The organism is Fundidesulfovibrio agrisoli, assembly GCF_022808715.1.
Taxonomy (GTDB): domain Bacteria; phylum Desulfobacterota; class Desulfovibrionia; order Desulfovibrionales; family Desulfovibrionaceae; genus Fundidesulfovibrio; species Fundidesulfovibrio agrisoli.
The window spans coordinates 1-19,956 of the sequence record NZ_JAKZKX010000013.1 but is presented as its reverse complement, the minus strand read 5'-3'; the positions used below and the strand labels follow the sequence as shown (position 1 = coordinate 19,956).

The 19,956-nt window shown below is 65.6% G+C and carries 20 protein-coding genes; 14 read left to right on the top strand and 6 right to left on the bottom strand.

Going from position 1 to position 19,956, the window contains the following annotated elements:
- Window positions 1-5: 5 nt before the first annotated feature.
- On the bottom strand, window positions 6-770 hold the full coding sequence (locus MLE27_RS10810) for a hypothetical protein (RefSeq protein ID WP_243312088.1): 765 nt from the start codon (window positions 768-770) through the stop codon (window positions 6-8).
- Window positions 771-1,183: 413 nt separating this feature from the next.
- Between MLE27_RS10810 and MLE27_RS10805 the strand changes: the two genes are divergently transcribed.
- The 3 genes from MLE27_RS10805 to MLE27_RS10795 all read left to right on the top strand — a co-directional run bounded on the left by MLE27_RS10805 (window position 1,184) and on the right by MLE27_RS10795 (window position 4,756).
- Window positions 1,184-1,879: a FlgO family outer membrane protein gene (locus tag MLE27_RS10805; RefSeq protein ID WP_243312087.1), complete on the top strand. Its 696-nt coding sequence runs from the start codon at window positions 1,184-1,186 to the stop codon at window positions 1,877-1,879.
- Between the two features lie 253 nt (window positions 1,880-2,132).
- Window positions 2,133-3,257 (top strand): serine hydrolase, encoded by a 1,125-nt coding sequence (locus tag MLE27_RS10800; protein ID WP_243312086.1) that lies wholly within the window; start codon window positions 2,133-2,135, stop codon window positions 3,255-3,257.
- A 128-nt stretch (window positions 3,258-3,385) separates the two neighbouring features.
- The gene (locus MLE27_RS10795) at window positions 3,386-4,756 is read left to right on the top strand and encodes an NAD-dependent succinate-semialdehyde dehydrogenase (RefSeq protein ID WP_243312085.1); all 1,371 of its coding nucleotides are present in this window, start codon (window positions 3,386-3,388) and stop codon (window positions 4,754-4,756) included.
- Window positions 4,757-4,763: 7 nt separating this feature from the next.
- Here MLE27_RS10795 and MLE27_RS10790 read toward each other — a convergent pair whose 3' ends face one another.
- Window positions 4,764-5,951 carry a GGDEF domain-containing protein gene (locus tag MLE27_RS10790; RefSeq protein WP_243312084.1) on the bottom strand — a complete coding sequence of 396 codons (1,188 nt, stop codon included), beginning with the start codon at window positions 5,949-5,951 and terminating at the stop codon, window positions 4,764-4,766.
- A gap of 270 nt (window positions 5,952-6,221) precedes the next feature.
- On the opposite strand from MLE27_RS10790, the gene MLE27_RS10785 reads away from it, so the two are divergent.
- The gene (locus MLE27_RS10785) at window positions 6,222-7,355 is read left to right on the top strand and encodes an MFS transporter (RefSeq protein ID WP_243312083.1); all 1,134 of its coding nucleotides are present in this window, start codon (window positions 6,222-6,224) and stop codon (window positions 7,353-7,355) included.
- A 267-nt stretch (window positions 7,356-7,622) separates the two neighbouring features.
- Window positions 7,623-8,702, top strand: coding sequence for an NAD-dependent epimerase/dehydratase family protein (locus MLE27_RS10780; RefSeq protein WP_243312082.1), 1,080 nt, complete (start codon window positions 7,623-7,625; stop codon window positions 8,700-8,702).
- A gap of 179 nt (window positions 8,703-8,881) precedes the next feature.
- On the opposite strand, the gene MLE27_RS10775 is transcribed toward MLE27_RS10780, so the two are convergent.
- The gene (locus MLE27_RS10775; RefSeq protein ID WP_243312081.1) at window positions 8,882-9,415 is read right to left on the bottom strand and encodes a hypothetical protein; all 534 of its coding nucleotides are present in this window, start codon (window positions 9,413-9,415) and stop codon (window positions 8,882-8,884) included.
- 185 nt (window positions 9,416-9,600) lie between these two features.
- Here MLE27_RS10775 and MLE27_RS10770 point away from each other — a divergent pair, with 185 nt between their 5' ends.
- The 4 genes from MLE27_RS10770 to MLE27_RS10755 all read left to right on the top strand — a co-directional run bounded on the left by MLE27_RS10770 (window position 9,601) and on the right by MLE27_RS10755 (window position 12,505).
- Window positions 9,601-9,837, top strand: a complete 237-nt coding sequence (locus MLE27_RS10770; protein WP_243312080.1) for a hypothetical protein — start codon at window positions 9,601-9,603, stop codon at window positions 9,835-9,837.
- A 71-nt stretch (window positions 9,838-9,908) separates the two neighbouring features.
- The gene (locus MLE27_RS10765) at window positions 9,909-10,124 is read left to right on the top strand and encodes a hypothetical protein (protein ID WP_243312079.1); all 216 of its coding nucleotides are present in this window, start codon (window positions 9,909-9,911) and stop codon (window positions 10,122-10,124) included.
- A 9-nt stretch (window positions 10,125-10,133) separates the two neighbouring features.
- Entirely contained in the window at window positions 10,134-10,868 is a 735-nt protein-coding gene (locus MLE27_RS10760; protein WP_243312078.1) for a lysophospholipid acyltransferase family protein, read from the top strand.
- The gene (locus MLE27_RS10755) at window positions 10,853-12,505 is read left to right on the top strand and encodes a ribonuclease J (RefSeq protein WP_243312077.1); all 1,653 of its coding nucleotides are present in this window, start codon (window positions 10,853-10,855) and stop codon (window positions 12,503-12,505) included. The genes MLE27_RS10760 and MLE27_RS10755 overlap by 16 nt, the downstream gene beginning before the upstream one ends.
- Window positions 12,506-12,577: 72 nt before the next feature.
- On the opposite strand, the gene MLE27_RS10750 is transcribed toward MLE27_RS10755, so the two are convergent.
- From MLE27_RS10750 to MLE27_RS10740, 3 genes are all read right to left on the bottom strand, one after another.
- Entirely contained in the window at window positions 12,578-13,078 is a 501-nt protein-coding gene (locus MLE27_RS10750; protein WP_243312076.1) for a hypothetical protein, read from the bottom strand.
- Window position 13,079: 1 nt separating this feature from the next.
- Entirely contained in the window at window positions 13,080-14,963 is a 1,884-nt protein-coding gene (locus MLE27_RS10745; protein ID WP_243312075.1) for a glycosyltransferase family 39 protein, read from the bottom strand.
- A 194-nt stretch (window positions 14,964-15,157) separates the two neighbouring features.
- Window positions 15,158-15,841, bottom strand: coding sequence for a periplasmic heavy metal sensor (locus tag MLE27_RS10740; RefSeq protein WP_243312074.1), 684 nt, complete (start codon window positions 15,839-15,841; stop codon window positions 15,158-15,160).
- Between the two features lie 337 nt (window positions 15,842-16,178).
- On the opposite strand from MLE27_RS10740, the gene rpsB reads away from it, so the two are divergent.
- From rpsB to uppS, 5 genes are all read left to right on the top strand, one after another.
- Entirely contained in the window at window positions 16,179-16,952 is a 774-nt protein-coding gene (gene rpsB / locus MLE27_RS10735) for a 30S ribosomal protein S2 (RefSeq protein WP_243312073.1), read from the top strand.
- 2 nt (window positions 16,953-16,954) lie between these two features.
- Window positions 16,955-17,563, top strand: a complete 609-nt coding sequence (gene tsf, locus MLE27_RS10730) for a translation elongation factor Ts (RefSeq protein ID WP_243312072.1) — start codon at window positions 16,955-16,957, stop codon at window positions 17,561-17,563.
- Window positions 17,564-17,810: 247 nt separating this feature from the next.
- Window positions 17,811-18,524 (top strand): UMP kinase, encoded by a 714-nt coding sequence (gene pyrH / locus MLE27_RS10725; RefSeq protein WP_243312071.1) that lies wholly within the window; start codon window positions 17,811-17,813, stop codon window positions 18,522-18,524.
- A 10-nt stretch (window positions 18,525-18,534) separates the two neighbouring features.
- Complete coding sequence (gene frr, locus MLE27_RS10720) at window positions 18,535-19,089, top strand: ribosome recycling factor (protein ID WP_243312070.1); 555 nt, start codon at window positions 18,535-18,537, stop codon at window positions 19,087-19,089.
- A complete protein-coding gene (gene uppS / locus MLE27_RS10715; protein WP_243312069.1) occupies window positions 19,089-19,817 on the top strand; it encodes a polyprenyl diphosphate synthase in 729 nt (242 codons plus the stop codon). Before frr ends, uppS begins: the two co-directional genes overlap by 1 nt.
- Window positions 19,818-19,956 lie beyond the last annotated feature (139 nt).

Sequence of the window (19,956 nt, the reverse complement as noted above, 5' to 3'; positions counted from 1 at the left end):
GTTGATTATTTGGTCCGGCGCTGACCTTCGCCCACGATCTTGAAATTCTTGCCTTTAAGCGGAGGGCTCCCCTCCAGATACTTCCTTTGAGCCCTAGCGATATACTGCTGAACGTCTTCCGGGTTTATATAATAAACGTCAACATACATATCCCGCAGCTTCCCATCGGCATGCATTTCTGCCGCAAAAATCATCTCCGTGTTGGTGATTCCCGTGAACTGTGAATAAATGGCTGTGTTGAGCAGACCAGCCACTCCGAACCCGATGGCCGGCCCGACAAGCGCGCCTTGAGCAACTGTGCGGGATGAATAATCCGCGGCGTTGTAAACAGCTGCGATACCAAATGCGGCACCTGTACCGAGATACGCTGCACCGAGTGCTAGTTGATCTTGATAGATCCAGTCGCCGGAAACTCTGTCGGCATTGTGGTTCAAAATTTTGGTTTTATACGTCAGGACAATTGCCCCATCCTGATAATCGGCAACACTCACACCGGATTTGAATAAATGATACCGGATCAATTCTTTGAGTGTAGAACCAAACTCAGACATGTCGTCAGAGTCTAAATACACGCTCCTGTAGGCAAGATCACGGTCGCCGACAGTCATGTTCCTAATCTTGTTTGCTATGTGCTGCGCCAGTACATCCCAGTGTTTGGCAGCTTGCATCTTTTTCTGGGGTGCGGTTATCATTTTTTGACCAATGGGGACAGAACTACAGCCAAACAATGCCAGTAAGGACAACAAAGAGATGGTCCTCAACGTGTTCACGTTAGTTTCCCCCTTGACAGTTTCCTCATTTATTTCTTTTAGCGGCAAGCCGTAGTCAAGTAGGGGTTCCCTACTTTTATGTGCCACCAAATGCGCCTAGAATCAGGCCTAACTGCCAACAAAAGAACACAATGGGGGCGACTCCCACTGGTAAAACGAACATCCGCCATCTGACGCTGTTCAACACCCTATTATCATGGAGCTTATGTCCAACCAACTCCGTAATGCCTAGGCACATCAAGCCACGCCGAAAATCCACCTTTGAGAGGTTGCCGGTGGGGATCAGCCAGAAGTGAAGCGATCCGGCATATAATGAACACACCCCCTCCAAAACCCGCACGGCAGAGCCCCTCCGCCCCCGCCTTGCGTCCCGCTCCGTATCGCTGTATGGTCCGCGCGGTTTGGAGGCCCCTATGCCCATACGTGTCCTCACGCTCACATTCGTTCTCGTTCTGGCCTTGGCCGTATCCGTGATCGGCGGTCCCGCCGCCGCGCAGCAGCCCCCGCAGGCCAAGCCCTTCAAGATCGCCATTCTGGAGTTCGACGCCGTCACCGACGAGGCCCTCAAGGAGAACCTCGGCCGTGTCACGGCGGAGTTCCTCATCACCAGCGCGGTGAACTCCGGCTCATTCAGCGTCGTTGAGCGCGCCGCGCTCAAGAAGGTGCTGGACGAGATGCAGTTCGGCCAGGGCAGCAACGCCCCCGGCACCGTGGCCCAGGCCATCGGCTCCATGGTGGGCGCGCAGGGCGTGCTCACCGGCTCCGTGGCCAAAAACGGCTCCTCCGTGCGCCTGGACGCCCGGCTCGTGGACGTGGCCACCGGCAACATCGTGGCCGCGCGCAACGCCTACGCCAAGGCGGACCTGCGCTCCATCGCCACCGCGGCGGAGCTGCTGGTGAACCAGTTGGAGGGCGACCTCTCCCGCCTGACCCCTCCGGCCCCCAAGCCGGAGCCCGAGGTGAAAGCGGAGGCCAAGCCCGAAGCCAAGCCGGAAGCAAAGCCGGAAGCTAGGGCGGATGAGAAGCAGGCCGAGGCCAAGCCCCAGGAAGACCAGGGCCGCAGCGTCCTCCCCCAAGGGGAGCAGACTGCGCCCGCCGCCCCGCAGTGAGGGGCTTACAACTGATCCTTCGCATGTAGTAACGATTGCAACGCTCGCAATCCGCCTGTGCAGCAATTGCAGCAGCACAGAAAGTGGTTGCGCGGTGCGTTGCGTTTGCGCTAGGAAATCCCCAGTCCGTTGATCGGGGGCGGGCGCATCCCTCCACCGGGCCGCACGGCGAAGCGCCCGGTTTCCGGAAACGCCGCACCGCCGTACTTGAAGCGACGTAAACCGGCCACAAGCCGACATGGAGACCGACGGAATGCGCATTTGGAAGGCGTTCGCAACCCTCTTGACCATCCTGGCCCTGATCCTGCCAGCAGACATCACCCTGGCTGCATCATCCAAAGACGGCAAGAAGAACACCGCTCAATCGCAGACGCAGACCAAGAAAGGCTCCGCCACCGCCAAGCAGGCCAAGAGCGGCGGCGCGAAACAGTCCACCCCCGCCAAATCCTCCGATTCCAAAGCCAAGCACGGCGGCAAGAAATCCACCAGGAAGGAAGCCAAGCACTCCAAGGCCCAGGCCCCCGAGCTCAAGGCTCCGGTCAAGACGATAGCGCAGCCAGATTCCAACAAGGGCGAGTTCGGGGTGGACACCAAAGCCGCCCTGGTCATGGATATCGAGACCGGGCACATCCTCTTCGCCCAGGAACCCGACCTGACCATCCCCCCCGCCTCCCTGACCAAGGTTCTCACGCTCTATATTCTCAACGAACTCATCCAGTCTGGCAGCATCAAGCCCGAGCAGGTCATCTCCGTCAGCCAGGAGGCCAGCCACGCGGGCGGCTCCACCATGCGCCTGCGCACCGGCGAGCAGGTCACGCTGGACGAACTGATGAAGGGCATCGCCGTGGCCTCCGCCAACGACGGCTGCGTGGCCGTGGCCGAATACCTGGGCAAGGGCGACACCCACCCCTTCGTGGAGGCCATGAACAGCAAGGCCAAGGAAATCGGCATGGCCAACTCCCAGTTCTTCAACCCCAACGGACTGCCCGCCGACGGCCAGGTGACCACCGCGCGCGACATGGCCCTGCTGGCCCAGGCCTACCTCAAGCGCTTCCCGCAGACCCTGGCCGTGCACTCCATGACCGAGTTCACCCACAACAACCGCGTGCGCCACAACTCCAACAGCCTGCTGGGCAAGGTGGAGGGCGTGGACGGCCTCAAGACCGGCTTCGTCTGCGCCTCGGGCTTCAACATCGTGGTCACGGCCCGGCGCGGCGACACCCGCCTGGTGGCCGTGGTGCTCGGGGCCAAGAACCGCCGCATCCGCGAGCGCGAAGCCACCCGCCTGATCGAGGAAGGCTTCAAGATCGTGGCGGCCCAGAAGCAGCTCGAGGTCAAGCACGTGGCCATGAACCCCGGCGCAAGCACCCCCCAATAGCGCACCCCGCGCCCGCCCGGGCGCGCATACCCGCCATACGACGAAGCGCGCCGCATCACGCGGCGCTGGACGTCCGCCCCGATACGCAGTAACCGGAGCGCCCGGCCTGCGGGTTGGAGGTTTTCCCCATGGACAAGTCATTCACCAGCGTCAACCCGGCCACCGGGGCCGTGATCGCCGCCTACGGCGAGCACACGGACCAGGAGCTGGAGGCCATACTCGCCCAGAGCCACGGCGCGCTGCGCTGCTGGCGCAAGTTCCGCATGGACGAACGCGCGGCCTGCCTGCACAAGCTGGCCGACATGCTGGAGGCAGGGACGGACGAACTGGCCGCGCTCATCACCGCCGAGATGGGCAAGCCCGTGGGCGAGGCCAGGGCCGAGATCAAGCGCTGCGCCTCGGGCTGCCGCTTCTACGCCGACCACGCCCCGGAGATGCTGGCCCCCGAGACGCCCCCCGGCGCTCCCGAGGACGCCCAGATCGTCTACGACCCCATCGGCGTTGTGCTCGGCATCATGCCCTGGAACTTCCCCTTCTGGCAGGCCCTGCGCTGCGCCGCGCCCGTGCTCATGGCGGGCAACAGCTTCCTGCTCAAGCACGCGCCCAGCGTCACGGGCTGCGCCCTGGCCATCGAGGATCTCTTCACCCGCTGCGGCGCTCCGGAAGGCCTGCTGCGCGTGCTGCGCATCAGCGAGGAGCGCGTGGCCTCCGTCATCGAGGACAGGCGCGTGCGCGCCGTGAGCCTCACCGGCTCCTGCCGGGCCGGGTCCGCCGTGGCGGCCGTGGCCGGGCGGGCCATCAAGAAGTGCGTGCTGGAGCTGGGCGGGTCGGACCCGTTCGTGGTGCTGGAGGACGCCGACCTGCACCTGGCGGCCACCACGGCCGTGGCCGCGCGCTTCTACAACGCGGGGCAGACCTGCGTCTCGGCCAAGCGCTTCCTGGTCGCGCGCAAGGTGGTGCGGGAGTTCGAGGAGAGGATGGTGCACGCCGTGGGCCTGCTCAAGATGGGCGACCCGTGCGACGCGGCCACCCGAGTGGGCCCCATGGCCCGGGCGGACCTGCGCGACACCCTGCACGCCCAGGTGAGCCGCTCCGTGGAGATGGGCGCGAAGACGCTGCTGGATGGCGGCCCCGTGGAGGGGCCCGGGTTCTTCTACAGCCCTGTGGTGCTGGGCGACGTGCGCCCCGGCATGCCCGTGTTCGAGCAGGAGGTCTTCGGCCCAGTGGCCAGCATCACCAGCTTCGCGACCCCGGAGGACGCCCTGCGCCTGGCCAACCAGACGCCCTACGGCCTGGGCGGCAGCGTCTGGACGGCCAACGCCGCCCTGGGCCGCAAGCTGGCCAGCTTCATCGAGGCCGGGACCGTGGCGGTGAACGCGCTGGTGAAATCGGACCCGCGTTTGCCTTTCGGCGGGGTGAAGAATTCGGGGTTCGGCAGGGAGCTGGGAAGGCAGGGATTGCTTGAGTTCGTCAACGTGAAGGTGCTGCGGATTCCCTAGGCCGCTGTCAGCCCCGCCCGGGCGTCTGGGCCTTCACCCGGTTGCGGCCGTCGCGCTTGGCCTCGTAGAGGTAGGCGTCGGCGCGCAGCAGCAGCCCCTCCACGTCCTCGTCTCCGGTCAGGGAGGCCACGCCGAAGCTGGCCGTGGCCGCCAGTTCCCCGGCCTGCCCGGCCCTCTGGCCCTCCAGGCATTCACGCAGCCTCTCCGCCGTCTCCAGGGCCCCGGCCAGACCGGTCTGGGGCAACAGCACCGCGAATTCCTCGCCGCCCCAGCGGGCGGCAACGTCCGCCTGTCGCAGCACCTTGCGGCAGGTTGCGGCCGCCGTGCGAAGCACGTCGTCCCCGATGGCGTGGCCGAAAGTGTCGTTGATGTTCTTGAACCCGTCCATGTCGAAGAGGATCACGCTCAGGGGCTGTTTGTAACGCTTCGCCTGCCGGGCGGCCTGAGCGGCCAGCTCGGAGAAATGCCGGCGGTTGAACAGGCCCGTCAGGCCGTCGTGCTGGGCCTGCTCGCGCAGACGCTCCTGCGCCTGGAGCAGCTCCTCCTCCAGGCGGCAGCTGGTGAGCGTGATGAGGCAAAAGACCATCACCACGATGCTCAGGATGTTCCCCACCAGCAAGGGCAGAAGGCCCGAGCCCTGGCGCAGGATGTCCGCCTCCGGGCTCATGAACCAGACCATGAGGCCCCTGCACACCAGAAGCGCGGCAAGCACGAAGAAACACCAGGAGAGCAGCCTCTGGATCGGGAGGCAACGCCCGCGCGAGCCCCGCAGGGCGTCCAGTCCCGTGCGCACCATGAGCACGCCCATGGTCAGGCTGTTGAGCAGCACGCGCACGTGGAGGTCGTTCTTCACGAATAGGAAGCAGAGCACCACCGCGTACATGCTCAAAGCGACGAAGAAATTCTGGCGCTGCCGGGAGCGGTCCCTGTCGAAACCGTAGAAACGGGCCAGCCCGCTGTAGAACAGCAGGATGCTGGTGAAATAGAGCCCGTTGGTAAGCACCACCGAAGGCATCTCGCCCAGCACGCTCCGGGCGTAGAAGCTCCCCCCGGCGAAGACCCAGCAGATCAGGGCGAAGGTCCAGGAGCGGAACCCGGGATAGGCCGCGCGCAGGGTGTAGGCCAGCACCATGACCATGCCCATGGCGAATTGCAGCAGGAAGCCCAGCAGCAGGGCGGTGTTCAGGTCGATCATCTGCGGAGGACGGAGGCTGGGGGTCCGGCGCGCAGGGGGCGTCCGGAAGCCGCACGGCGCGCTACGCCGGAAACCTCCTGATGACGGTCCGCATCCGTAAAGGCGGAAGCAACACGGGATGCGCTTTCCATGTATGGCGTCTAAAACCCCAGCCGCGCGCTGTCAACAACACCCTCCCGGCGGGCGGGAGCGCCTTGAGGCTCGACCGGAGGGGAGTTTTCTGGCAGGAATCATCGGCCTAGACGCAGTTTTCGACCAACAGGCGGCCCCATGTCCATACCCCAGCGCAGGATGTATCTGTTTCTTCTCGTAACCGCGGTGGCCTCCCAGATTGGCATGCAGGGCTGGGTGACGCTCATCAACAACTTCGCGGTGGAGGCCGCCGGGCTCGGGCCGTTCGAGATGGGCCTGGTGCACTCCGTGCGCGAGGTTCCGGGCTTCCTCTCCCTGCTGGTCATCTACCTGCTGCTCATCATGAGCGAGCACCGCGCGGCCGCGCTCTCCGTGCTGGTGCTGGGGGTGGGCGTCTCGGTCTCGGGGCTGGCGCCGAGTTTCTGGGGCGTGGTGTTCACCACGCTGCTCATGTCCACGGGTTTCCATTTCTTCGAGCCGCTCAACCAGTCGCTCTCTCTGCAATACTTCAGCCTGGAGATGGCCCCGGTGATTCTGGGGAGGCTCCGGGCCGCCTCGGCCATCGCCAACATCGCGGTGGGCGTGTTCATCTACCTGCTGGCTGGCCGCCTGGGCTACCCCACCCTGTTCGGGCTGGTGGGCGGCTTCGTGGCCCTGCTGGGCTTCTGGGCCCTGTTCCAGGACCCCTCCGACAAGGACATGCCCCCCCAGCACAAGAAGATGGTCCTGCGCGCCCGCTACTGGATCTACTACGCCCTGACCTTCCTCTCCGGGGCGCGCCGCCAGATCTTCATGGTCTTCGCGGCCTACCTGCTGGTGAAGAAGTTCGAATACTCCCTGTCCACCATGAGCGCCCTGTTCGTGGTCAACAACCTGGTGGCCTGGGTGGCCAACCCTGTGATCGGGCGCATGATCAACCGCTTCGGCGAGCGGGCGCTCATGAGCATCGAGTACGTCTGCGCCATCCTGGTTTTCGTCACCTACGCCTACACCGAGTCGCACCTGGTGGCCGGAGCCATGTTCATCCTGGACAGCCTGGCCTTCAATTTCGTGGTCTGCATCCGCACCTACTTGCAGAAGATCGCGGACAAGCCCGACATCGCGCCCTCCTCGGCCGTGGGCTTCACCATCAACCACGTGGCCGCGGTGTTCATCCCGGCCCTGGGCGGCTGGCTCTGGACCTTCAACTACCGCATCCCATTCCTCACGGGCGCGGCCCTGGCCGTGGCCTCCCTGGGCCTGGCCCAGCTGGTGCGCACCGAGAGGGCCTGACAGCCTGCCCCAGAATCCCCGCTGGCTGCGTTGCCGCGGAAAAGTCAAACCCTCGCGTAGGCCAGCTACGCTTCGGCCTTGACTTTCCCTTGCGCCTTGCCAGCGGGTTTCTTGAACAGGCTGTTACAATGCGCTTTATTGACAGGCCACCCGGTCTGCGTTCACCGGCGGGTCTTCCCTTCCCGGCCTTCACCTGATACGCGGCCCACGAAACACAGCCGCACGTCCGGCCCGCTGCATGCAGGTCGGCTCCACCCAGAGGGAAACATGAAAAAGTACGACGGCGCCATCCTGGTCACCGGCGGGGCCGGCTTCGTGGGCTCCAACCTGGCCATGGCCTTCAAGGCCCGCTACCCGGAGCAGGAGATCATCGTCCTGGACAACCTGAAGCGCCGGGGCTCTGAGTTCAACCTGAGCCGTCTGGCCGACGCGGGCATCCGCTTCGTGCACGGCGACATCCGCAACACCGAGGACTTGAGCTTCGAGTCCAAGATCGACCTGCTGCTGGAGTGCTCGGCCGAGCCCTCCGTGCTGGCCGGGTTCGGCGGCAGCCCCGAATACCTCATCAACACCAACCTCACCGGCACCATCAACTGCCTGGAGGTCTGCCGCAAGCACAAGGCGGACGTGGTGTTCCTCTCCACCAGCCGGGTCTACGCCTATGATCCGCTGAACGCCGTGCCCGTGACCGAAGGGGCCACGCGCCTGGTGTGGTCCACCGAGGACGGCCCCCAAGGCTGGAGCCCGCGCGGCGTGGCCGAGAACTTCCCCATCTACGGGGCCAAGTCCATGTACGGGGCCACCAAGCTCTGCTCGGAGTTCGTGCTGGAGGAGTACCGCGCCATGTACGGCGTGCGCGGCGTGGTCAACCGCTGCGGCGTGATCGCGGGACCCTGGCAGTTCGGCAAGGTGGACCAGGGCGTGTTCTCGCTGTGGATGCAGGCCCACTATTTCAAGCGCAAGCTCAAGTACATCGGCTTCGGCGGCTCGGGAAAACAGGTGCGCGACCTGTTCCACCCGGCGGACCTGTTCGATCTGCTCGAATTGCAGCTGGCGGATTGGGGCAAGGCCGACGGCGGCATCTTCAACGTGGGCGGCGGCCTGGAAGTCAGCCTCTCGCTTCTGGAGACCACCATGCTCTGCGAGGAGATCACCGGCAACCGCATCGAGGTGCTGCGCGAAACCGAAAACCGCCCGGCGGACATGGCCATCTACCTCACGGACACCGCCAAGGTGCGCGAGACCTTCGGCTGGACGCCCAAGAAGAGCGCCCGCAACATCCTGGAGGACCTGTTCGTGTGGGTCCAGGAGCACGAGAAGGAGTTGGAGCTGCTGGGGAAGATGTAGCGCCCGGCGGCCCAATCGCCCGCAATAAAAAGCCCCGCGCCGAAACCTCGGCGCGGGGCTTTCTTCGCATGTTGAAGGGGCCGCCCGCTGACGGGCCCGGAACAATCCATTGGGCCGACAATGAAAAGCCGCCGCGGGGTCACCCCCGCGGCGGCTTGAAAATCGAAGCGATGCGGCCGTTACTGGCGCACGGACCTCTCGAAGCGCGACTCCTTGCGCTCGATGAGGTAGCGGGCGAAGTCCTGGGCGTCCATGAACACCACGTCGGGGGAGCCCGCATTGGCGGCGATGGGCGCGAACTGGCCGAGCATTCCGGCGTCCTCGTGGATCCACCATTTGCCCGCCGGAATCTTGGTGCCGCAGCAGGGGGTGGTCATGTCCTTGGCGGCGTAGCCCCAGCGCTGGCCCTTGAACTTGGGCATGTTGGTGCACACGCTCTCCACCAGGGCGTCGATGTCCGCGTCGGAGATCTCGGACTTGCGCTTCCAGTAGTCCAGGCGGCGCACTTCCACGGCCAGCTTGCGGATCTCGCCGTAGAGCTCGTCCAGGGTGGGCGTCGCGTGGGAGAAGGTGCGGCGGCGCTGGTCCGGGTCGGTGACGTAGAAGTAGGCGTAGCCGCCAGCGGGTTCGTCCTCGCCTGCGCGGGCGACCTCGAAACCCTTGGGCAGCACGTCGGCCACCAGGCGGCGAAGGTTCATGGGGACTTGGTTCATTGCTATCAACCTGATATATATGTAAATTGGCTTTACATGCGTTGTTCAGCCAGCGGTTATTATGCACTTTTTGATGCATTGTAAAGGTCATCGCAGTGACATTCGTGCGGCGGCCGGGGCCCACCGCAGCCCTGCCTCGTGACAACAGCCCGGAAAAACTCTACCAATAGCCTCGGAGGACGACCATGAAGTACATCATCTTCGAGGATTTCGCGGGGCATCCGGCCCCGATCCTCTTCCCCGGCCGAGTCAGCCATGGCGAGATGCGCGAACTGGTCCCCTATTCGTCCGTGCTCTCGGCCGGATATGTGGAGTTCGCGGGCGGCAGCCTGCATGTGCACGGGCACTCGGTGTCGCTGAACCTCAAGTCCCGCCCGGCGGACCTCGAGATCATCATGCGGCATCTGGCTCCCGAGGCCTAGCTTTTTGCCCGTGCGGAGGGTACAGACCCGTTGTTCGCACCAAATCCGCACCCAATCGCAAGGAGAATACCGTGGAAGAAGAAACCTTCGAGATCGATCCCCAGGACCTGCTGCTGGAAAACGCCATGCGCGTCGTCTTCAAGGCCGCCGAGCTGCTCGACGCCGACGACCTGACCCCCGCCCAGCTCAAGGACCTCTCCGGCGCCCTGCGTGACGCCACCGAGATCGTCGTGACCATCGAGAGCGCCTGCGGCTGCGACCACGACCACGAAGGGGACGTCGCGTAGCGTAGCACGATGACGATTCTGTACCGCATCACGTACCTGGCGTTCTTCCTGCCCCTGCTCGTCGCCGTTTCCTGCCTGTGCTGGCTCACGGCCGGGATCGGGGAGAACGCCCCCGTGGCCCACTGGTTCATGTGCCTGTGGGCCCGGCTTTCCCTGGCCGTTTCAGGCGTTGAGGTCCGCGCGGACCTCTCCGCCCTGAAGCCGGGGCAGCCCTGCGTGTTCCTGGCCAACCACCAGAGCCAGTTCGACATCCTGGTGCTGGTGCACGCCCTGCGCGGCTGGAACGTGCGCTTCGTGGCCAAGGAGAGCCTGTTCAAGATACCCGTTTTCGGGCCGGCCATGCGCCGCACCGGGCACATCCCCATCCTGCGGGAGAACTCGCGCAAGGCCATGAAGTCCATCGACGACGCGGTGGCCGCCGCCAAGAAGGGCATCTCCGTGGTGGTCTTCCCCGAGGGCACCCGCAGCCATGACTTCAGCCGCCTGGGCGAATTCAAGATCGGCGGCATGATCATGGCCCTCAAGTGCGGCATCCCCGTGGCCCCGGTGATCGTCTCCGGCTCTGGCGAGGTGCTGCCCAGAGGCAAGTGGGTTCCCAAGCCCGGCGTGGTGCACGTGAAGGCCCTGCCCGCCTTCGACCCGGCCGAGCGCTTCACCATCCGCGAGCGCGAAGCCTTCCGCGCCTGGCTGCAGGACTACATGGGGGCAGCATACCAGGAGGTTCGCCAATGTCCGCCGCAGTGACCATCTATCCCCTGGGCGGCCTGGGGGAGATCGGCATGAACTGCATGGGCCTGAGCTGCGACGGCAGCCTGGTCATGGTGGACTGCGGCCTCATGTTCCCCGAGGACTACCTCTTCGGCGTGGACGTGGTCATCCCCCGCTTCGATTTCATCCTGGCCCGCAAGGAGCAGCTCAAGGCCATCGTGCTCACCCACGGCCACGAGGACCACATCGGCGCCCTGCCCTGGCTGATGCCCTACATCGACGCCCCCATCTACGGCTCGCCCTTCACCCTGGCCCTGGTTGCCAAGAAGCTCGAGGAGCACGGCCTGCTCAAGCACGCGGACCTGCGCCCCGTGCAGAAGAACGAGCGCGTGGAGATAGGCCCCTTCGCCTTCAATTTCTTCCAGGTCTGCCACTCCATCGTGCACAGCTACGGCCTGGGCATCGAGACCCCGGCCGGGCGCATCGTGCACACCGGGGACTTCAAGATCGACCGCTACCCGCTGGACGGCCACCAGACCGACCTGGACGCCTTCCGCAGCTTCGCCGAACCCGGCGTGCTGTGCATGATGTCGGACTCCACCAACGTGGAGCGCGACGGCTTCGCCCTCACCGAGATGGAGATCAAGCAGAGCCTGGGCGAGATTTTCCGCAAGGCCACGGGCCGCATCGTGGTCACGCTGTTCTCCAGCCACATCCAGCGCATGCAGGAGATCTTCGACCTGGCGCACGACACGGGCAAGCGCGTGGCGGTTTCCGGCAGGAGCCTGGCCACCAACATCGAGCTGGCCCGCGACCTGGGCTACCTGCGCATGCCCGCCGGGGTCTGGGCCGACATGGACGAGCTGCCCGCCATGCCCCTGGACAAGTCCGTGCTGCTGGTCACCGGCTCCCAGGGCGAGCCGCTCTCCGCGCTGTCGCGCCTGGCCACGGGCGAGCACCGCCAGCTGCGCGTGCACCCGGGCGACCTGGTGCTCATGAGCTCGCGCTTCATCCCCGGCAACATCCGGGCCATCCACAAGCTCATCGACAAGCTCTACCGCCAGGGCGCGGAGGTGCTCTACGAGCGCGTCCAGGGCATCCACGCCTCCGGGCACGCCCACCAGGAAGAGCTGGCCATCATGCTGGACACCGTGCGCCCCAAGTTCTTCATCCCCGTGCACGGCGAGTACCGCCACCTGGTCAAGCACCGCCGCCTGGCCTTGGAGCACGGCGTGGCCCCGGAGCGGGCCATCATCATCGAGGACGGCCAGCCCATCACCTTCCTGGGTGAGGGCGGCATCCGCCTGGAGGACCCCATCCTCGTGGAGCAGGTCTACGTGGACGGCAAGGGCGTGGGCGACGTGGGCCAGAGCGTGCTCAAGGAGCGCCAGCTCCTGGCGGGCGAAGGCATGGTGGTGGTGATGCTGGTCATGGACGAGAAGACCGGCGAAGTGATGATCGGCCCCAACCTGATCTCCAAGGGCTTCGTGTTCGAGCAGCAGTATTCACACGTGCTGGAGGACGCCAAGTGCGTCATCCTGGACACCATCGACAACGTGCCCCCCGGCAACACGGACAAGCTCAAGGAGCGCATCCGCTCCTCCCTGCGGCGCTTCTTCCGCAAGGTGCTGGAGCGCGACCCCGTGGTGGTGCCGGTGGTCATCTCGCTCTAGCGGCCCGCCTCAAATCCTCGCGGGCTGCGTTGCCGCGAAAACCGGACCGCCGATAGTTCGGCGGCCCCAGCCTCAGTCCGCCTCCACCCGCATATCCACGATCATGGCCCTCCGGGAGCCGAACTCGTAGCCGTAGCCCTGGGGGGTCGCGTCCGTGTTCAGGTAGGAGAGCGTGACCACGTTGAGCCCGGCCTCGATGCGCACGGGCATGGTCAGCTCCACCCGGCGCTCAAGGTCCAGTTCCATCGGCAGTTTCCAATCCTTGAGTGGGGCGTAGTTCATGGAGAGCCCCACGTACTGGCCCGGCACCATGTTCACGAAACTCAGCACCAGGCGGCCGTCGCGGGCCTTGGGCGAGTGGAAGGCCAGGCTGGTCAGCGGGAACTGCCCCAGCCGCGCGTAGATTCCCGAACAGCCCAGCAGGCTCGGCTTGCCCAGGCCGTACACCTGCCGCACCACGCCCCCGGGGGCCTCCAGCACGGCGTCGGCCACGAAGGCGTCTCCGCCCTGGCCGCACCCGGCCGCCAGGAGCAGGCCCAGCAGGAGGCCAATGAGGACAATGGCGCGCAGCATGCTACTCATGGCTCTTGTAGCAGGAGAAGAGCATGGAGAGCCCCTCCACCCGGATGGTTTGCTGGTTGCCGCCCGGGAAGGCCGGGGTGCGCGGGGCGCAGAGCATCTCCACCATGACCAGCATGGAGGCGAAGGGCTTCTCCCGGAATACGGGGATGGCCTTGGCCCGGCGCGCGTCGATGCCGCCGGTGGCGAAGAGCAGTTGGGGGGCCTCGTCGTCGAACTTCACGGAGACCCTGAGCGCGTTGCCCAGGCCCAGGTTGGCGTAGCGCAGCACGATGGCCGAGGCGTAGGGGAACTTGGGCCCCCGGTTCACGAAGCGGTATACGAATCCGGCGCTGACGTTGTTGTCCGTGGGCATGATCCTGCCCCCGAAGCCCGTGTCGAGCTGCACGTTCTCGGCCTCGTACACCTGGGAGTAGAACGCGCCCGGCCTGAAGGAAAGCTCCATCGATTCCGGCTCGCCGGAGATGTCCAGCGCGGTGGATCTGGCGATCTTCAGGGGCCTGGAGACCCCGCCGGAGCCAGCCGGGAAGCTGTCGCCCAGCACGGAGCCGCACTCCGGCCCCACGCAGAGCAGCTCCAGTTCACCGGACTCCGGCCCGATGCGCTGGGTCAGGAAGTCCTTGCGGGCCTGGGGGGAGAGGTAGCGCGCCACCGCGTTCTGGTGCAGCCGCTCCGGCACCACGAAGGCCCGCCCGGCAGTGCCCGCGCGCTCCAGGGCCTGGGCAACCGCCGCGAAGTTCTCGGAGTCGTCCGCGTACAGGGCCTCCCAGCGCGGGGCCAACTGCAGGGCCGCACCGGCGCAGAACAACGCGCCCACAAGCGCCAGGGGCAGGATGCGCCCCCGGCAGAGCCTGTCCGCAGCGGCCCCCAGGCACAGGGCCAGGGCGGGCAGCGTGTAGGCGTAGTGCCAGGGGTTGGAGTAGGAGGCGTAGCGCAGCGCGGCCAGCGCGACCCAGGGCGAGAGCACGTAAACGGCCAGCATCCGGCCCATCCGCCGGGAGCGCCCGAAGGCCGCCCACAGCCCGAACAGGCAGGCCGCGCCCATGGCGGCGGCCAGGGTGTTCATCCCCCACTGGTAGGAGAGCAGGTAGACCATGTTGGAGCCGATGTTGCTGAGCGTGGCCAGCACCGTGCCGGGCTGCCCGGCCTCGCCCATGCGGTGCAGCAGGAAATACCCGGAGCAGCCCAGGCTCGCCGCGCCCGCGGCCAGCAGGGCCTTGCGGCGGCGCAGCATGCCCGCCAGGGCGGCGGGCTCCGTGAGCAGGCAGATCCCCCCGGCCAGGATCACGAACAGGAAGGTGTAATGCACCAGCGGCCCCAGGCAGAGCGCCACGGCCAGTGGCCAGGCCCCGCCCCGCCCCTCGCCGTCGCGGCGCAGGCGCACCTCCCGCCACAGGCCCAGCAGCAGCAAGGCGCACAGCAGCACGATCAGGGTGTAGGGGCGCACCTGCCGCGCCAGGGAGATGAACAGGGGGCTCACCGCCAGGGCCGAGGCCGCGGCCAGGCCCGCCCCGGCGCCCAGGGCCTCGCGCCCCAGCCGCTGGCAGACGAGCACGGCCAGCCCCCCGCAGAGCACGGAGAAGCCGCGCAGGAAGGCGTCCGCATCCGAGAGGGCGGACCAGAACTTGACGATCAGGTAGTAGCCGGGGGGATGGAAATCGGTGACCAGGCTGCGCTGGAGGATGTACTCCACGGGGTAGCGCGCGGTGAGCGGCACCAGCACCTCGTCCACCCAGAGGGACTTGTCACCCAGGCGGTAGAGGCAGGCGGCGCAGTAGAACAGCAGCGGCAGCGCCAGCACGGCGGCCTGCGCCCAGGCGGATGGCGCTTGCGCCGGGATGTTCCCCGGCGTGGCGACGGATGATTCGTGATGTCCCATCGTGTACCGCTGCGCAACTGGATGTGGTTCGCGGCGGCGGGCAACGCCCGGTCCGCCGCGAGGCACGGTACATGCTCCGCCCGGCCAAGTCTAACATTTCCGGGGGCATCCGGATCGGGGCTGCGCGCCGAAAAGTAAGACGGGCCACGACGCCGCGCCGTGGCCCGCCCATGCGAGGGATGGAGGGAAATCCGTTATCCGTTGTGGGCGCCGTGACCGGCGGCCGGCGTGGCGGCCGCAGCGGCGGGCTTGCCCATGCCGCCCTGACCGGCGTCATGGCCCGAGGAGTGGTCCATGCCGCCCATCATGCCGCCCATCTGGCCCATCTTATCCATCTTGCCGCCCATCATCATGCCGCCCATCTTGTCCATCATGCCGGACATGCAGCCTTCCTTGCCGCCCATGCCGTCCATCATGCCGTCCATGCGGCCCCAGGTGGGAATGCCTTCCTTTTCCAGCTTGCGGCGCAGGGCGACCTCGGCCCCGAGCAGCTTCTCCTCCTGGGAGGCGACTTCCTTGACCAGGGCGGCCACGGCCTTGTCGTCCGCGTTCGGCATGGCCATCATGGCGTTGAGCTCATGACGCTTGGCCTTGAGCATCTCCTTGAGGGCCAGGACGGTGCGGCCTTCCGTGAGCCAGATCTTGCGGGCGGTCTCCTGCTGCTCGGCGGGCAGGTGCATCATCCAGCCGGGCATGCCCGGGGCGAAGGTCTGGGGCTTCGCGGGCGCGGACGCGGCGGAGGTCTGAGCCTGGGCTTGGGCCTGCGGGGCGGCCTTGGGTGCGGTGGCGGCGTCCTGGGCGGCCATGGCGCTCAGGCCGATGAGGAAAGCCAGGGACATGCCGCCAACGGCCTGCAGGTAACGGGAAGTCTTGGACATATTCTGTACTCCTTTTGGGGCTCAATGCCTACCGACCCGGTAGCATTGAGCGTGCCAACGGAGAACAGCTCGAAATGACTGATTTTCATGAAAAAGATCGCCGATGCGGCGCACCCGCCCTTGCACATGCCTGCACATGCCAGTGCAAGGCCTTGCACAACAGCCCTGCACGGAGCCGAAAATCGCACGCTCCGGCCCCTACCCCCTTGCCAACACGCGCATTGCGTAGTAGCTATCCCTGCTTCACAACATCACACACGCCGTCATCGCCGCCACGGGTGCCCTTCCGGGCTGGCAGCGGGGCCCGGCGTGGAGGAAAAACCCAAAGGAGAGACTCATGGCTTACGTCACCATGAAGCAGTTGCTCGAGACCGGCGTCCACTTCGGACACCAGACCCGCCGTTGGAACCCCAAAATGCGCCCCTTCATCTTCGGCGCCCGCAACGGCATCCATATCATCGACCTCCAGCAGACCGTGAAGCTGTTCCAGAAGGCCCACGACTTCCTGGTCGACACCGTGGTCAAGGGCGGACGCATCATCTTCGTCGGCACCAAGCGCCAGGCCCAGGAGGCCGTCCGCAAGGAAGCCGAGCGCTCCGGCCAGTACTTCGTGACCCACCGCTGGATGGGCGGCATGCTCACCAACTTCCAGACCATCCGCGGCTCCATCGACCGCCTGAAGAAGCTGGAGACCGCCTTCGAGGACGGCTCCATCCACAAGCGCTACCACAAGAAAGAAATCTCCATGTACGGCCGCGAAGTGACCAAGCTCAACGCCACCCTGGGCGGCATCAAGGACATGGACGGCCTGCCCGCCGCCGCGTTCATCATCGACCCCAAGCGTGAAGAGATCGCCGTGCAGGAGTGCCGCAAGCTGGGCATCCCCGTCGTGGCCGTGGTCGACACCAACTGCGATCCCGACCTGATCGACTACATCATCCCCGGCAACGACGACGCCATCCGCGCCATCAAGCTCTTCGTCACCTGCGTGGCCGACGCCTGCCTCGAAGGCCAGGCCGCTTCCAAGGAAGAGGTTGCCGCCGGTAAGGATGAAGTGAAACCCGAAGCCGCTCCGGTGGCCGAAGCCGCCGCGGAGCAGGAGGAGCAATAGCCATGGCTCAGATCAGCGCCAGTGTTGTCAAGGAACTGCGCGACCGTACCAGCGCGGGCATGATGGACTGCAAGAAGGCCCTGGAGGCCTGCAACTGCGATCCTGAAAAGGCCATTGCCTGGCTGCGTGAAAAGGGCCTGGCCAAGGCCGCCAAGAAGGCCGGCCGCTCCACCTCCGAAGGCGTCATCGGCTCCTACATCCACTCCAACGGCAAGATCGCCGTGCTGGTGGAAGTCAAGTGCGAGACCGACTTCGTCGCCCGCGGCGAGAAGTTCCAGGAGTTCGCCAGGAACGTGGCCATGCAGATCGCCGCGGCTAACCCCATCTGCGTCTCCTCCGAGCAGGTGCCCGCCGATGTGCTCGCCAAGGAGAGGGACATCTACGTCGCCCAGACCAAGGCCGAGGGCAAGCCCGACAACATCATCGACAAGATCGTCGATGGCCGCGTCAAGAAGTACTACAAGGAAGTCTGCCTGCTCGAGCAGCCCTACATCAAGGACGACAAGCTCACCGTTCAGACCCTGCTGAACGACCTGGTGGCCACCCTGGGTGAAAACATCCAGATCGGCCGCTTCGTCCGCATGCAGCTGGGCGAAGACGCAGCCGAATAACTGCCGAAAAAACGGGCCGCAAGGCCCGTTTTTTTTGATCTCAAGCGCGGGGCGGAAACTTTTTTCAGGAAAGTTTCCCCTCGCGCTTCTTCAAGAAAACCATTACGTAGCTTCGCGTCGATCGCGTCATTTTTGTAGCACCCCCCTGCCCCGGCCAGCCGGGATTCGGGGTGGGCGCCGCGCACCCGCGCCGCGCGGCCTGGCCCGCGGCCGGCGGCCCTTCGCGCCCTCCCCAGGATGAATTCATATGGAAAACCTTCGTTTCAAGCGCGTCCTCTTCAAGCTCTCCGGCGAAGCCCTCGCCGGAACCAAGGGCTTCGGCATCGACCCTGAAACCGTCTCCGCCTTCTGCGGCCAGATCGTCGAAGCCGCCGAGATGGGCGTGCAGCTGTCCATGGTCATCGGCGGCGGCAACATCTTCAGGGGCATGTCCGCCTCCGCTTCGGGCATGGACCGCGCCAGCGCCGACTACATGGGCATGCTCGCCACCGTGATGAACGCCGTGGCCGTGCAGGACGCCCTGGAGAAGCTCGGGCTCTCCACCAGGGTGCTCTCCGCCATCACCATGCGCGAGGTCTGCGAGCCCTACATCCGCCGCCGGGCCATCCACCACCTGGAGAAGGGCCGCGTGGTCATCTGCGCCGCCGGCACCGGCAACCCCTACTTCACCACCGACACCGCCGCCGCCCTGCGCGCCATGGAGCTCAAGACCCAGGTCATCATCAAGGGCACCAAGGTGGACGGCGTCTACGACAAGGACCCCAAGACCAACCCCGACGCGGTCATGTTCGACCGCCTCACCTACATGGACGTGCTGGAGAAGCAGCTCAAGGTCATGGACTCCACCGCCGTGACCCTGGCCATGGACAACAGCATGCCCATCGTGGTCTTCAACATGTTCGTGCCCGGCAACCTGAAAAAGGTGGTCACCGGCCAGAAGGCCGGCACCATCGTGGAATAAGGAGAGACGCATGGACGCCGTGATCGCTGACGTCAAGACCCGCATGGAAAAGGCCTCCGCGGCCCTGGACAAGGAATTCTCCCACCTGCGCACCGGCCGGGCCTCCGTTGCCCTGCTCGACGGCATCAAGGTGGACTACTACGGCACACCCACGCCCATCGACCAGTTGGCTTCCGTCTCCACGCCGGACAGCCGCACCATCACCATCCAGCCCTGGGACCGCGCCGCCTTCGGCCTGATCGAGAAGGCCATCCAGAAGTCCGACCTGGGCCTCAACCCGGTCAACGACGGCAAGATCATCCGCATCGGCATGCCTCCCCTCACCGAGGACCGCCGCAAGGAGCTGGTCAAGGTGGCCAAGAAGTACACCGAGGAAGGCAAGGTGGCCGTGCGCAACATCCGCCGCGACGCCAACGACGCCCTGAAGAAGAAGCTCAAGGACAAGTCCCTCTCCGAGGACGACGTGCGCAAGGGCGAGGCTGAAATCCAGAAGATCACCGACTCCTTCGTGGCCAAGCTCGACCAGCAGCTCGCCAAGAAGGAGAAGGAAATCATGGAGATCTAATGACGGCCCCGGCTTCGGCGCTGCCGCGCCACCTGGCCGTCATCATGGACGGCAACGGCCGCTGGGCCCAGCGCCAGGGCCTCACGCGCAGCGAGGGCCACGACGCGGGCACCCGCAACGCCAAGGCCCTGGTGACGCGCTGCCGGGAACTGGGCATCGGCCACCTGACGCTCTACACGTTCTCCACAGAGAACTGGGGGCGGCCCAAGGACGAGGTGAACTTCCTGTTCGACCTCATCGTGCGCTTCCTGAACAACGAGCTCTCCTCCCTTGTGGAGCAGGACATCAGGCTGCGCGTGTTCGGCGAGATGGACCAGTTTCCGTTCACCATGCGCCAGGTGCTCAAGCACGTCATCAAGAAGACCGAGAAGTGCGCCTCCATGTCGCTCAACCTGGCCCTGAACTACTCCGGCCGGGAGGAGATCCTGCGGGCCTGCCGCAGGCTCATGGAGCGCGGCGTGGGGCCCAAGGGCGTCACCGAGGAGAGCTTCTCCGCGGAGCTGTACACCGCGGGCCAGCCCGACCCCGACCTGGTGATCCGCACCAGCGGAGAGGTGCGCATCAGCAACTACCTGCTCTGGCAGAGCGCCTACGCGGAGTACTACTTCACGGACGTGCCCTGGCCGGACTTCGACGCAGCCGAACTGGACAAGGCCCTGGAGTCCTACGCCGCCAGACAGCGGCGCTACGGGCTCACCGGAGCCCAGGCCGAAGAGGCCGGGAATTAGCAGAATAACGAAACGCCCGCGCAAGCGGGCGTTTTTCATTGGATCGTCACAATATGCCTCCGGCGGCCAAAGGGCCTTCGGCCCTCTGGACTCCCATTCCGCTTCGCGTTGGCTCAGAAAACGAGTCTCGGGCTCGAAC